12 protein-coding genes are annotated in these 13534 nt (G+C 74.6%); 4 read left to right on the plus strand and 8 right to left on the minus strand.

The window, feature by feature from the left end:
• Window positions 1–36 precede the first annotated feature (36 nt).
• On the minus strand, window positions 37–582 hold the full coding sequence (locus tag ACGFIA_RS25330) for a DoxX family protein (protein WP_357382079.1): 546 nt from the start codon (window positions 580–582) through the stop codon (window positions 37–39).
• A 135-nt stretch (window positions 583–717) separates the two neighbouring features.
• Between ACGFIA_RS25330 and ACGFIA_RS25335 the strand changes: the two genes are divergently transcribed.
• Window positions 718–1263, plus strand: coding sequence for an N-acetyltransferase (locus ACGFIA_RS25335; RefSeq protein ID WP_357382077.1), 546 nt, complete (start codon window positions 718–720; stop codon window positions 1261–1263).
• Between the two features lie 49 nt (window positions 1264–1312).
• Here the strand turns inward: ACGFIA_RS25335 and ACGFIA_RS25340 are convergent, their stop codons facing one another.
• Window positions 1313–2548, minus strand: a complete 1236-nt coding sequence (locus tag ACGFIA_RS25340; RefSeq protein WP_120572553.1) for an ATP-binding protein — start codon at window positions 2546–2548, stop codon at window positions 1313–1315.
• A 143-nt stretch (window positions 2549–2691) separates the two neighbouring features.
• Window positions 2692–3606, minus strand: a complete 915-nt coding sequence (locus ACGFIA_RS25345) for a flagellar basal body protein FliL (protein WP_357479664.1) — start codon at window positions 3604–3606, stop codon at window positions 2692–2694.
• A gap of 1 nt (window position 3607) precedes the next feature.
• Between ACGFIA_RS25345 and ACGFIA_RS25350 the strand changes: the two genes are divergently transcribed.
• Together ACGFIA_RS25350 and ACGFIA_RS25355 are read left to right on the plus strand one after the other, a co-directional pair.
• Window positions 3608–4615, plus strand: coding sequence for an EamA family transporter (locus tag ACGFIA_RS25350; RefSeq protein WP_357382071.1), 1008 nt, complete (start codon window positions 3608–3610; stop codon window positions 4613–4615).
• A gap of 10 nt (window positions 4616–4625) precedes the next feature.
• The gene (locus ACGFIA_RS25355) at window positions 4626–5261 is read left to right on the plus strand and encodes a prepilin peptidase (protein ID WP_357470709.1); all 636 of its coding nucleotides are present in this window, start codon (window positions 4626–4628) and stop codon (window positions 5259–5261) included.
• Window positions 5262–5271: 10 nt separating this feature from the next.
• Here ACGFIA_RS25355 and ACGFIA_RS25360 read toward each other — a convergent pair whose 3' ends face one another.
• The 5 genes from ACGFIA_RS25360 to ACGFIA_RS25380 all read right to left on the minus strand — a co-directional run bounded on the left by ACGFIA_RS25360 (window position 5272) and on the right by ACGFIA_RS25380 (window position 12013).
• Window positions 5272–8457, minus strand: coding sequence for a UvrD-helicase domain-containing protein (locus tag ACGFIA_RS25360; RefSeq protein WP_357470712.1), 3186 nt, complete (start codon window positions 8455–8457; stop codon window positions 5272–5274).
• Between the two features lie 94 nt (window positions 8458–8551).
• Entirely contained in the window at window positions 8552–9817 is a 1266-nt protein-coding gene (locus ACGFIA_RS25365) for a metallophosphoesterase (protein ID WP_393262459.1), read from the minus strand.
• A 20-nt stretch (window positions 9818–9837) separates the two neighbouring features.
• Window positions 9838–10083 (minus strand): MoaD/ThiS family protein, encoded by a 246-nt coding sequence (locus tag ACGFIA_RS25370; RefSeq protein WP_357382063.1) that lies wholly within the window; start codon window positions 10081–10083, stop codon window positions 9838–9840.
• A gap of 2 nt (window positions 10084–10085) precedes the next feature.
• Window positions 10086–11102 (minus strand): GTP 3',8-cyclase MoaA, encoded by a 1017-nt coding sequence (gene moaA / locus ACGFIA_RS25375; protein ID WP_357382061.1) that lies wholly within the window; start codon window positions 11100–11102, stop codon window positions 10086–10088.
• The gene (locus ACGFIA_RS25380) at window positions 11099–12013 is read right to left on the minus strand and encodes a fructosamine kinase family protein (protein WP_393262462.1); all 915 of its coding nucleotides are present in this window, start codon (window positions 12011–12013) and stop codon (window positions 11099–11101) included. The genes moaA and ACGFIA_RS25380 overlap by 4 nt, the downstream gene beginning before the upstream one ends.
• A gap of 152 nt (window positions 12014–12165) precedes the next feature.
• Here ACGFIA_RS25380 and ACGFIA_RS25385 point away from each other — a divergent pair, with 152 nt between their 5' ends.
• Window positions 12166–13488: a DUF4192 domain-containing protein gene (locus tag ACGFIA_RS25385; RefSeq protein ID WP_357470718.1), complete on the plus strand. Its 1323-nt coding sequence runs from the start codon at window positions 12166–12168 to the stop codon at window positions 13486–13488.
• Window positions 13489–13534: the final 46 nt, after the last annotated feature.

The following is a 13534-nucleotide window of genomic DNA, read 5'->3' on the forward strand; positions in this document are numbered from 1 at the left end:
CCTTGCGGGGGGTGATGGGCCGTACGAAACGCCTGGTCAGCCGGGCATGCGGCGGGCGGTCGCCGCGGAGCGTACGGCGATCTTCGCCTCGCGTCGCGCGGTGCGGACCGCACGCTTCACCGACCGGCGCGAGTGGTCGATCCGGTGGCCCGCGCGCCAGCGCAGCCCCGGCTTGCCCTCGGTGTCGGCGGCGGCGAGGAGGAGGCCACCGAGCAGGCCGAGGTTCTTCAGGAAGTGGACCTGGTTGCTGGTTCGCGTGGCCGGGTCGTCGTTGGTCCAGAAGGGGTGACCGGCGGCGGTGGTCGGGATCAGCGTGCCCGCGAGCACCAGCGCGGCCGGCCGGGTGAACCGGCCGGTGGCGAGCATCAGGCCGCCGGCGAGCTGGGCGGCGGCGTTGGCGCGGATGAGCGAGACCGTGTCGGTGGGGATGCGGGGGTGGACGTTCCGGATCAGCGGGGCGACCTTCCCGGTGACCGGTTCCGCGGCCTGCGCCACGCGTTCCGGGTTGCGCAGGTTACGGGCGCCGCTGACCACGAAGATGCCGCTCAACATGACTCGGGCGAGGGAACGCACGGGCTTCATGGCTCAGTCTTACCCCGTCGAGGGCGTCGTCATCCCCGCAACACACGAAAGGTATCGGCCGGCGTGGACGTCCGAACGGTATCGATTTCAGCGACAGTCGCGGATGGACCCGTCGCGTTCGGTAAGGTCGCGCGGGTGACGACGCTGCGACTGCGCCCGGAGGGCCCGGCCGACGAGGCGCCGGTGGCCCGGGTGCTGGCCGCCGCCTTCGCCCGGCCCGACGTGGCCGCCCCACCGGAGGTGGGTCTGGTCGAGGAGCTGCGACACAGCCCGGCGTGGATCCCGGAGCTGGCCATGGTCGCCGAGTACGGCGGCGAGGTGGTGGCATACGCGCTGCTCACGCGCGTCGATGTACGCACCGGGCGCGGCACCTGGCCGGCGCTGGCACTGGGTCCGGTGGCGGTGGCCCGGCACCGGCAGCGGCTGGGGCACGGCACGGCAGCCGTCCAGGCGGCACTGGATGCCGCGACCGAGCTGGGGGAACGGCTGGTGGTGGTGCTCGGCGATCCGGCCTACTACCGGCGGTTCGGGTTCGGCCCGGCGGTCCGGCTCGGCCTGACCAGTCCCTGGTCCGGGCTGGGGGAGCCGTGGCAGGCGCTGGTGCTGCCGCCGTCGGCGAGCGACGAGCCACCGCCGCCGGCCGGCGAGGTGGTCTTCCCGGCGCCCTGGTCGCGGGTCTGAGCCGACGCGATCCGGGCCGACACGGTCTGAGCCGACGCGATCCGGCCCCTCAGGCGGGCTGGGTGCGCAGGTAGCGGCCGAAGTGCGGCACCGTGAACGCCACAGTTCCCCGCTCACCGGAGTAGATCAGCCCCTTCTTGATCAGCGCGTCCCGCGCCGGGGAGAGACTGGCCGGCTTGCGGCCGAGCGCGCGGGCGATCTCGGCGGTGGGCACCGCCGCGTCCATGTCGTCCCGGCCACCCTCCTCGCCGTCCACCAGCGCCAGCGTGGCCATCGCGCGCATGTACTCGCGTTCGGCGGGTGTGGCCCGCTCGAACCGGGAGCCGAAGAAGCCCACCGCCAGCTCGGCCTCCGCCTCCGGCGCGGCCACCCGGACGTCCGCCGCGGTGATCGGTGAGCGGGGCGCGTGGTCCCAGGTGGCCTTGCCGTACGCCTGGACGAAGTAGGGATAGCCGCCGGACTTCTCGTAGAGCAGGTCGAGGGCCTTCTGCTCGTACTCGACCTCCTCCCGCTCGGCCGGCGCGCAGAGCGCCTGGTCGGCGGCGATCCGGTCGAGCCGGTCGATGCGCTGGTAGCGGTAGAGCCGCTCGGAGTAGGACTTGGCGGCGCTGAGCACGGCCGGCAGGTGCGGCAGGCCCGCGCCCACGACGATCAGCGGTGCGCCGAGCTGGGACAGCTCGTGGCAGGCGGCGCAGAGCGCGGAGACGTCCTCGGCGCCGACGTCCTGCATCTCGTCGATGAAGACGGCGATACCGGTGCCGACGTCGGTGGCGACCGCCGCCGCGTCGCTCAGCAGCTCGACCAGGTCGATCTCGATGTCGCCGGAGTCGGCGCGTCCGCTGCTCGCCGGTACGTCGATGCCGGGCTGCCAGCGGTCGCGCAGCTTGGGCGCCGCGCCGCCCCGGCCGGTCGGCGCGGAGCGTTGCGCGAACGCCTTGAGGACGCCGAGGAACGCGTCGATCCGGTCCGGGGCGCGGTGCCGGGGCGCCAGCTCACGGACCGCCATGTGCAGCGCGGCGGCGATCGGCCGGCGCAACGACTGGTCGGGCCGCGCCTCGATCTTGCCGGTGCCCCAGAGGTGGTTTATCGCCTCCGAGCGCAGCGTGTTGAGCAGGACCGTCTTGCCCACTCCACGCAGGCCGGTGAGCATCAGGCTGCGTTCCGGCCGGCCGCGTGCGATCCGTTCCAGCACCACGTCGAAGACGTCCAGTTCCCGCCCCCGCCCGGCGAGTTCGGGCGGGCGCTGGCCGGCGCCCGGCGCGTACGGGTTGCGGACCGGATCCACGAATCGCACAGTATCGGGTTCTCTAGCGACCAGGCTAGATGCACGTAGAGGCGGCTACCGCGTGTCGGCCTCGACCTGAAACTAGGGCTGTCTAGCGTGGATGCTAGACAGCCCTAGTTTTGGTTACCGGCTCTCGTGGAGCGTCAGCGGCGCTTCAGGCAGAGCACGAAGTCGAGCGTGTCCAGCTCGCTGTCGAAGAAGTACCAGTCGGTGTAACCGGCCACCTTCCCGCACTTCGCCTCCGCGTCCTTCTTGCCGCTCGTCGCGCCGTCGATGCGGCGCAGCACCTCGTACGTCTTCGGGCCGCAGTCGGCGATCACCAGCTTGGGCTGGCCGCCGCCACCCTCGTTGGCGACGCACTGGCCCGCCTTGACGAAACGCGGATCGGTCGACGAGGCCGGAGACGCCGTCGTGGGCGTCGTGTCGGCCGGTTCGCTCGGTGCCGCCCCGGTCGGATCCGCGGCCGGCGCGGTGGCGGCGGTCGTGCCGCCGGTCGGGGTCTGCTCGTCCCGGCCCAGCATCCAGTACGCCCCGGCGCCGCCCAGCAGCAGCACGGCCAGCACGATCACGACCACCAGCAGCGGGCCCTTCCCGCGCTTCGGCGGCGTCGGCTCGGCGTAGGGCGGCGGCCCGGCGTACGGGCCGGCCGGGTGGCCCTGCGGCGGGCCGGGGGACCAGGCCGGACCCGGCTCGTATCGCTGCGTCGGCGGGCCGTACTGATCGGCCGGCGGGCCGTACCGGTCGGCGGGCTCGTACTGCTGGGTGGGCGTTCCGTACTGGTCGGGCGGCCCGTACTGATCGGCGGGCGGGCCGTACGGCCGCGCGTCCGGCGGGCCGTACCGCGGATCGGGCTGTGCGGCGTAGCGCGGGTCGCCCTGCGGGGCGTAGCGCGGGTCGGGCTGCGGGGCGTAGCCGTCGTCGCGCCGTCCCCACGGCTCGGGAGAGCCGCCGCCCGGTGGACCGAAGTTCGACATGAACGCCTCCTGCGTACGCCAGTGCTGAGAGGCCGGCCACCAACTGGCGACGCCGACGCCGTGGTCACCGTAGCGTGGTCCCACGATGAGCTCACGCCCCACGAGTGCGACGAACGCTGTCGATTCCGCGATGCCACCGGCCCGCACCGCACTGATCTGGGCCGCCCTCGTGCTGGTCTATCTGCTGTGGGGCTCGACCTACCTGGGCATCCGGGTCGCTGTCGAGTCCCTGCCGCCGCTCGTCTCCTCGGCGATGCGGTTCGCCGCCGCCGCGGTGGTGCTCGCCGTGGTGCTGCGCCTGCGGCGCGGACCGGGAGCGTTGCGGGTACCCGCGCGCCGCGTCGGCTCCGCCGCGCTGATCGGCGTGCTGCTGCTGGCCGGCGGCAACGGCCTGGTGGTGCTGGCCGAGTCGGGCCCGGCCGGGACCGCCGTACCGTCCGGTGTGGCTGCGCTGCTCGTCGCCACCGTGCCGCTGCTCCTGGTGCTGCTGCGTACGGCAGGCGGCGACCGGCCGCGGCCGTGGACGTTCGTCGGGGTGGCGCTCGGCTTCGCCGGACTGGTCCTGCTCGTGCTGCCCCGGGACGGGGTGGACGCGGTGCCGGTGGCCGGGGCGCTCACGGTGGTCGCCGCGGCAGTGAGCTGGTCGGTCGGCTCGTACCTGTCCGGGAAGATCCCGATGCCCGCCGACCCGTTCGTGGCCACCGTCTACGAGATGGTGGCCGGCGCGGCGGTGCTCGCGCTCGTCGGCGTGGCCCGGGGCGAGCTGCGCGGCTTCTCCTTCGCCGACGTGACCGGGCGGTCCTGGGCGGCGATGGCGTACCTGATGGTGGCCGGTTCGCTGGTCGCCTTCACCGCGTACGTCTGGCTGCTCGCCCACGCGCCGATCTCGCTGGTGTCCACGTACGCGTACGTGAATCCGGTGGTGGCGGTGGCGCTCGGCGCGTTGTTCGTCGCGGAACCCGTCACCTCGCAGGTGCTGATGGGCGGCGCGGTCATCGTGGTCGGCGTGGCGGTGGTGGTCAGCACCGAACGCCCGCGCCGGTCCCCGCCACCAGCCGTCGACGGGACGGCCGGAGAACCCGCCGGGCGGTAGCGTCCCGCCCGTGTCGGCACTGCTGGTGACGGGGGTCGCGCTGCTCGGCGCGGCGGCCGGATGGGCTGCTGTCCCGGTCGGCCGGTCGTTCTGCACGGATCGGATCGCCGGGAGGCACGCGCCGAGCCGGGGTGCGTTCGCACTGGCCGGCGTCGTGGCGTTCGGCGGGCTCGCCGCCGCCCGGGGTGCCGATCCGGTGCTGCCCGCGCTGCTGCTCGTCGCCGTCGCCGGGCTGGTCCTCGCGGTCACCGACCTGACCGCGCTGCGCCTGCCCGACCCGCTGGTCGGCGTGGCCGCGCTCGGCGGCGGGCTCGGCCTCACCGCAGCCACGGCGGCGACCGGCGAGCCGCGCCGCCTGGCCGTCGCGGTGGCCGGGGCCGCACTCTCCTTCACCGGGTACGCGGTGCTGGCGCTGCTGCCCCGCGCCCGCCTCGGCTTCGGCGACGTGAAGCTTGCCGCCGCGCTCGGGTTGCCGCTGGGCTGGCTCGGCTGGCCGGCCCTGCGCCTCGGACTGCTCCTGCCGCACGTGCTCGCCGGAGTCGCGGTCCTTCTCCTGCTCGCCGCCCGCCGGGTACGCCCTGACACGCCGGTGCCGTTCGGCCCGGCGCTGCTCGGCGGCGCCTGGCTCGCCGCCGTGCTGACCTGACGCGCGCCGCTCAGATCAACCGGAGCTGGTGGTCCTTCGGGCGGCGGGGTTCGGTCGCGTCCAGGCGCTCGAACAACGCCGGGTCGATCACGTCGAGGAACGGCGACGGGCGGGTGTCGCGTTCCGCCCCGTGCCGGGCGCGGCGACCCGCGTGGCTGACGTAGAGCCGGTCCTGTGCCCGGGTCAGCCCGACGAAGAACAGCCGGCGCTCCTCGGCCACCGCGTCGTCGTCCGGCTCGGAGCCGGGCCAGCGCAGCGGCAGCAGGCCGTCCTCGGCGCCGACCAGGAACACCACCGGGAACTCCAGCCCCTTGGCGGCGTGCAGCGTGAGCAGCGTGACCGCCTCGGCGCGCGGGTCCAGCGCGTCCACCTCCGCGCCGGTGGCGAGCTGGTTGAGGAACAGCTCCAGGTCGTCGTCGCAGCGCCGGGCCAGCGGGGTGAGCAGGTCCACCGCCGTGCGGATGTCCTCGGGGCGTACCGCGCCGGAGCCGTCCAGCGTGGGCACCGCGAAGCGCTCGGCCAGGATCTGCCCGGCCTGGCGTACCCGGGCGGCGAGCGAGCCGTCCAGACCGGCGTGGCGCAGCTCGCGGGCGATGGCCGGCACGCCGGGGCGGTCACGCAGCCGGTCGTGCGAGCGCTTCTGCACCGGGATGTTCGCCCGGGCCAGCGCGTCCACGATCGGCGCGGCCTGCGCGTCGGTGCGGTACAGCACCGCGATGTCGGAGAAGGACAGCGAGGTGGCCCGCCCGTCGATCCGCCCCGAGTCCAGCGAGCGGTGGGACAGGCCGCCGACCAGCTCGTCCACGGTACGGACCACGAAGTCGGCCTCGTCGTAGGCGGAACTCGCCGCGTACCGGCCGACCAGCGGCGCCTCCGGATCGAGCCGGGCCGGGTCGAGACGACGGCCGCGCACCAGCGACGACGGCGCGATGGCCTGCACCGCGGCGGCCAGGATCGGCGCCGAAGAGCGGTAGTTGCGGTTCAGCCGCACCAGCCGGGCGTCGGTGAAGTCCTGCGAGAAGCGCAGGAAGTAGCCGACGTCGGCGCCCCGGAACGAGTAGATCGCCTGGTCCGGGTCACCGATCGCGCACAGGTTCCCGTCCGGCGGGCTGAGCAGCCGCAGCAGGTCGTACTGCACCGCGTCGACGTCCTGGTACTCGTCGACGAAGATCCACTTCCAGCGCTCGCGGTACTCCCGGACCAGCTTCCGGTCGCCCTTGAGCAGGGCCACCGGCAGCGTCAGCAGCTCGTCCAGGTCGACCAGATCCCGCTTGCGCAGCAGCGCCGCGTACCGCTCGTCGTCGGCACCGGCCTCGGCGCGTGCCGCCGCCCGGTCCGCGTCGTCGGCGATCCGGAAGTCCGCCGGCAGCCCGGCCGCCGCCGCGTTCTCCCGCAGCACGGTCAGGCCGAGCGAGTGGAACGTGCCCACTGTGACGTCCTCGGCGACCGGGCCGAGCAGCCCGTCCAGCCGGTGCCGCAGTTCCTCGGCCGCCCGCCTGGTGAACGTGATCGCCAGGCACTGGTCGGGGAAGACGTTCAGCTCCGCGCACAGGTACGCGATCCGGTGGGTGAGCGTCCGCGTCTTGCCGGTGCCCGGACCGGCCACGATGAGCAGCGGACCCCCCGGCGCGGACGCGGCCACCCGCTGCATCGCGTCCAGCCGGTCCAGCAGGCCGGTGCCGACCTCCTCCATCCCGGCGAGCATCGGCTCGAACGGCTCATGTGGGGACGGTGACGGCGCGATCGGAGGCGCGGGCGGCGGCGTGCGCCTCGGCTCCGGCCGGGCCGCCGCCGGGCGCTTGGCCTTCGGCTTCGGCGCCGGCTCCGCCGGCCGCCGCTGCACCGGCACGGGTACGTCGAACAGCGTCTCCTGCCCCGCCCCGGCACCCGGTCCGCCCAGTTCCGCCGGGTCGAACAGGGTGATCACGCCGTACTCGCCGTCGTAGCCCGGCACCCGGCGCACGTCGCCGCGGCGCAGCCGGCCGATGCCCTCCGCGAGCAGCTCGCCACCGACCCGGCCGATCTCCTCGATCGGGGTACGGGTCAGGATCTCCAGCTCCGGGCCGAGCGCGGCGATCAGCTCGTTGAGCTTGCCCTCGACCTTCTTCGACCGCGCGCCGACCCGGTTCAGCTCGCCCAGGATCTCGGCCAGCGGCACCAGGTGCGTCACCTCGCGCGCGTGCGCCGGACGGTGCCCGGCCGGGCGGTCCGCCAGCTCCTCGACCCGGCTGAGTACGCCCACGGTGAGCGGCTTGCCGCACTCCGGGCAGCGCCCGCCGGCCTCACGGGTCCGCTCCGGCGACCAGTTCACCCCGCACAGCCGGTGCCCGTCGGCGTGGTACTTGCCCTCCTCCGGGAAGAACTCCACGGTGCCCGCGAGCCCGTCGCCGGTACGCAGCGCCTCGCGGATCGCGAAGTAGTCGCGGGCGGCGGTCAGGACCGTGGCCTCCCGGGCCAGCGCGGGCGGCGAGTGGGCGTCCGAGTTCGACACCAGTTGGTAGCGGTCCAGGCTGCCGACCCGCCAGTTCATCTCCGGGTCGGACGACAGGCCGGTCTCCACCGCGAAGATGTGCCCGGCCAGGTCGGCGTAGCAGTCGGCGATAGCGTCGAAGCCGGACTTCGAGCCGAGCGCGGAGAACCAGGGCGTCCAGATGTGCGCGGGCACGAGGAAGCCGTCCGGGCTCGCCTCCAGCGTGATCTCCAGCAGGTCGCGGGAGTCCAGCCCGAGGATCGGCCGGCCGTCCGAGCCGAGGTTGCCGATCCGGCCCAGCGCCGTGTTGAACCGGGCCACCGCGTCCAGATCCGGCAGGTAGATGAGGTGGTGCACCTTGCGCGTGCGGTCGTCGCGCTTGTAGATCGTGGAGATCTCCACGCTCAGCATGTACCGGACCGGGTCGGCCTCCGCCTCGCTCGCCAGCCGGGGCGGCAGCCGCCGGGCGACGTCCCGCTCCGCGTCGGGCGAGAGCCGGTACAGGCCCGGCTCGGCCGGGTGCAGCGTCTCCCGCAGGTGGTCGTACCAGGCGGGATGGGTGAAGTCGCCGGTGCCGAGCACGCCGATGCCCTTGCGCCGGGCCCACCAGGCCAGGTTCGGCAGGGTCAGGTCGCGGCTGCACGCGCGGGAGTACTTCGAGTGGATGTGCAGATCCGCGACGTATGGCGGGAGGCCACCGGGGGGTGCGGCGCTGAACGGAGGCACGCCGCATCCTGTCACGTCCGGTCCCCCGCCCGCCCGCCGCCACGCGTACGGGTGACCTGAGCAATGCGGTGCTGGACTCGGCGGCCCCGGCACGCTATTGCGCGCGCAGCTCGACGAGCGTCACCTGGGGCGGTGCACCCACCCGCACCGGCGGGCCCCAGAAACCGGCGCCGTTTGTGACGTAGACCTTCGTGCCATCCACCTCGCCGAGACCGGAGACCACCGGTTGCTGGAGCTTCACCGCCAGGTTGAACGGCACGATCTGGCCGCCGTGGGTGTGCCCGGAGAGCTGGAGGTCGACGCCGAACTTCGCCGCCTCCTGCGCGGCCACCGGCTGGTGCGCCAGCAGCACCACCGGCCGGCTCGGGTCACGGTCGCCGAGCGCGGCGGCGTAGTCGGCGGGCCCGGCCACCCCGGTGCCGACGGCGCTCACGTCGTTCACCCCGGCCAGGTCCAGCACACCGCCCCGGGCCTGGATCTCCTGCCGCTCGTTCTGCAGCACCCGCAGGCCGAGCCGGTCCACCTCACGGACCCACTCCTCCACGCCGGAGTAGTACTCGTGGTTGCCGGTGACGAAGAAGCTGCCGTACCGGGACTGCAGGTCGCGCAGCGGCTCGGCGGCCTCGCCCAGTTCGGCTACCGTGCCGTCGACGAGGTCACCCACCACCGCGACCAGGTCGGCGTCCATCCGGTTGATCATCGCGACGATCCGCTCGGTGTGCGCCCGGCCGCGCAACGGCCCGAGGTGGATGTCGGAGACGGTGGCGATGCGCAGCCCGTCCATGCCGCGGGGCAGCTTGGCCAGCGGGATCTGCACCCGGTCGAGCTGCGGCGGACCCATCGCGGTGCGTACGCCGTACCCGGTGATGCCGGCGGCGGTGAGCCCGGCGAAGATCGCCGCCCCACGGGCGAGCAGCAGCCGCCGGGAGGGGTCGTGGTCCGGCGCGTCGGTACCGGCTGGCGCTGCCTCGGTGCTGTCGACAGGCGGCGGCGGACCATCCGCGGTGGCCGCGCCGACGAGCGCGGGCGCGGGCTCGGGCTCGAGGCCGGCGGTGGCCGCCGATCGGGCCCGCCGGCGCAGCACGAGCCGGACCACAGCGGTCGGCACCTCCAGCACCAGCAGCAGCACCAGCAGGTAGAACATGAGCGCGACCCAGAGGTAGCCGGGCCAGGCCAGCCAGTACCAGCCGTTGCGCGTGCCGGCCAGGGTCACCGGTACGAGCACCGCCAGCGCCGCGATCGCCACCGTGCCGGCCCGGCGCCACCGCCCGGGGCGCGTGGTGTCCCGGACCAGCCGCTTCCACAGGTAGAAGTGGATCAGGCCGATCACGAGCACGACGAAGCCCAGGAATGTCGCCATGGCCAGCACGTGTGCCCCCCTCAGCCGCCCGCGAAGGGCGGCAACACGTCCACCGTCACCCCGGCCGGCAACAGCGCCCGTCGATCATGACAGGCGACGCCGTCGACCAGGAAACTCGCCGCCTTCAGCACCACGCCGAGGCGTTCGCCGTGCCGGGCGGCCAGTTCGTCGAGGAGTTCGTCCAGCGACCGGCCGGCGGATGCGGTCTCCTCGGATCGTCCGGCGGCCGCGCGGGCGCCGGCGAAGTAGCGGACGGTCAGCTCCACCCTCAGCCTCCGATCGCCGACATCGAACGCGCGGGCTGGAGGAACGCCGGGTCGTCGATGCCGTGCCCGGCCCGCTTGACCCACATCGCCGCACGCCAGCGCCGGGCCAGTTCCTCGTCGTCCGCGCCGTCGCGCAGCGCGCCGCGCAGGTCCGACTCCTCGGTGGCGAACAGGCAGTTGCGCACCTGGCCGTCGGCGGTGAGCCGGGTGCGGTCACAGTCGCCGCAGAACGGCCGGGTCACGCTGGCGATCACGCCGACACGGGCCGGCCCGCCGTCCACCAGCCACGTCTCGGCCGGTGCCGCACCCCGCTCGGACGGGTCCGGCGTCAGCGCGAACGCGGCCCGCAGTGAGGTCAGGATCTCGTCGGCGGTGACCATGGTCGAGCGGTCCCAGCCGTGCTGGGCGTCGAGCGGCATCTGCTCGATGAACCGCAGCTCGTAGCCGTGCGCGAGGGCGAACCGGAGCAATGCGGGCGCCTCGTCGTCGTTGGTGCCCCGCATCAGCACCGAATTGATCTTCACGGGGGTCAGCCCGGCGTCCGCCGCGCCGGCCAGCCCGGCGAGTACGTCGGCGAGCCGGTCACGGCGGGTCAGCGCGGTGAACCGGTCCCGGTCCAGCGTGTCGAGCGAGACGTTCACGCGGTCCAGCCCGGCCGTGCGCAGCGCCGTCGCCATCCGGGCCAGGCCGATGCCGTTCGTGGTGAGCGAGATGCGCGGCCGGGGCGTGAGCGCGGCGACCGCCGCCACGATGCCCGGCAGGCCCGGCCGGATCAGCGGCTCACCGCCGGTGAAGCGCACCTCGGTGACGCCGAGCCGGCTCACCGCGACACCCACCAGCCGGACGACCTCGTCGTCGCTGAGCAGCTGCGGATTGGCCAGCCAGGGCAGGCCCTCCGCCGGCATGCAGTAGGTGCAGCGCAGGTTGCACTTGTCGGTGAGCGAGACCCGCAGGTCCTGGGCGACACGGCCGTACCGGTCGGCGAGAGGGCCGTCGGTCGTCGTCCGGGGGGCGCTCATCCGTCGACCGTAGCGCGGTCGAGCCCTCGGAGGGCGGCCCGAGCGGTGGAGCGCACGGCATCCGCGTACCCCGCTCCGAAGATCGCGGTGTGCACGAGCAGCAGGTGCAGTTGGTGCAGCGGCACACGTTCCCGCCACCCGTCACCCGGCGGCCACGCCTCCCGGTAGGCCGCCATGATCCGGTCCAGGTGCGGCGGGCCGCCGAACAGCGCGAGTTGCGCCAGGTCGGTCTCGCGGTGCCCGCCGTGCGCGGCCGGGTCGACCAGCCAGACCCGCCCGTCGGCACCCCAGAGCAGGTTGCCCGGCCAGAGGTCGCCGTGCAGCCGGGCCGGTGGCTCGTCCCCGCCGAACTCGCCGATCCGGTCGACGACCTGCTCGACGAGCGCCGCACCGGCGTGGTCGAGCGCGCCGCCGTCGACCGACATGCGCAGGTAGGGCAGGAGACGGCACCGGGCGAACCAGCCCGCCCACGGACCGGGGGCAGGCGTGTTGTCCTGCGGCAGCGCGCCGATGAAACCGGCCCAGTCCGCGCCGAAGGCGGGCGCCCCGGCGCGGTGCAGCCCGGCCAGGTCGCGGCCGAACGCCTCCGCGGCCTCCGGCGTCGGCTCGCCGGGCTCCACCCAGTCGAGCGCGAGCAGGCCGGGCAGGGCGACGAGCACATCCGGTACGGGCACCGAACCGGCCTTGCGCAGCCAGCGCAGCCCGGACGCCTCGGCGGCGAAGAAGCCCTCCGGCAGCGGACGCGCGGCCCGTTCCGGCCAGGTCTTGGCGAACACCGAGTGCCCGTCGTCGAGCGTGAGCCGGGAGGCGGCGCAGATGTCACCGCCGGAGACCGGGGTTTCCCGGATCCGCTGGTGGGTCAGGAAGGTCGGCAGGTGCTCCGGGTGTGCCCGCAGGTACGCCAGGTCCATGTGCGCAAGGTAGCGGGTACCCCGGACATCCGTGTGCCGTGCGACGTTGCCGATCGCCGCTGACCTGCACCGATACGCTCCGTATCTGTGGATGGACCGCGTGTCGTCCACAGGGGCTGACGCGGTGGCGCCCGGCCGCCCACGCTCCCGTCATGAACTCCACCGAGCCAGCGCGTCTCTCCGTCCGCTCGCCCGCCGACATGGTGGCGGCGGTGCCCTACCTGCTCGGCTTCCACCCCGCCGACAGCGTCGTGGTGGTCGCGGTACGCGGCCGGCGCGTCGTCTTCGCCGCCCGTGGCGACCTGCCCGCACCGGGTGCCGACCCCGGTCCGGCGGCCCGGCACCTGGCGCAGGTGGTGGCCCGGCAGGACGCCGATGCCGCCACTGTCGTCGGCTACGGTCCGGCCGCCCGGGTGACGGTGATCGTGGACGCGCTCGGCGAGGCGCTGACCGCCACCGGCCTGGTGGTGCTCGACGCGCTGCGGGTCACCGAGGGCCGCTGGTTCTCCTACCTGTGCGCGGAGCCGTCCTGCTGCCCGCCCGAGGGCACCCCGTACGACCCGGCCGCCAGTCAGGTCAGCGCGGCGGCGGTGTTCGCCGGTCAGGTGGCGCTGCCCGACCGGGCGGCGCTCGCGGCGCAGGTGTCCCCGCTCGGCGGGCCGGTCCGGCTCGCCATGCGCCGGGCCACCGCGCGGGCCCGTCTCCGCCTGGCCGCGCTCACCGGACGGCCGTCCGCGCCGACGACCGGAAGTCCGCCGCCGGCCGGCGCACCAGCCGGCGGAACCGGACCGACCCCGGAGTTACCGGTCCCGGCCGACCGTCCCCCGTCGGACGGGGAGCCGCCGGTCCTGGAGGACGGTCCCGCGTCGGACGGGGAGCCGCCGGTCCTGGAGGACGGTCCCGCGTCGGACGGGGAGCCGCCGGTCCTGGAGGACGGTCCCGCGTCGGACGAGGTGTCGCTGGTTCCGGCCGAGGGTGCGGGTCCGGGCGGCGAGCCGTCGGTTCCGGCGGACAGAGCCGGATCGGGGGGTGAGCGTCGGGCCGTGCGGACGGCGGGCACGGCGGCTGTGCGAGCCGCGTTCCGCAGGCAGCGGCGCGGCGAGCGGCTGGACGACGACGAGGTGGCCTGGCTGACGGTGCTCCTCGCCCACGTGGCGGTGCGCGACCACGCCTGGTCCCGCACCGATGGCCGGGACGACGACATCAGCCTCTGGACGGACGTGCTGCGACGCGCCGAGCCGGACCTGACCGCCGCGCCGGGATGTCTGCTCGCGTTCGCCGCCTGGCGAGCCGGACACGGGGCCCTCGCGGCTGTCGCCCTGGAACGGGTGCTGTCCGCCCACCCCGGCTACTCGCTCGCGGTGCTGCTCGACGAGGCGCTCCGGCGCGGAGTCGCCCCGTCCGCGCTGGACGGGTGGCCCGGTTCCGACGACGGCGCGGTCCTGCGACGCCGCCGACGCCGGCCACGCCGGTAGCCGCCACCCGCCGCCGTGCGCGCCCGCTGAGCGGTCAGCCACCGAG

The organism is Micromonospora sp. NPDC049203 (assembly GCF_043197215.1).
GTDB lineage: Bacteria > Actinomycetota > Actinomycetes > Mycobacteriales > Micromonosporaceae > Micromonospora.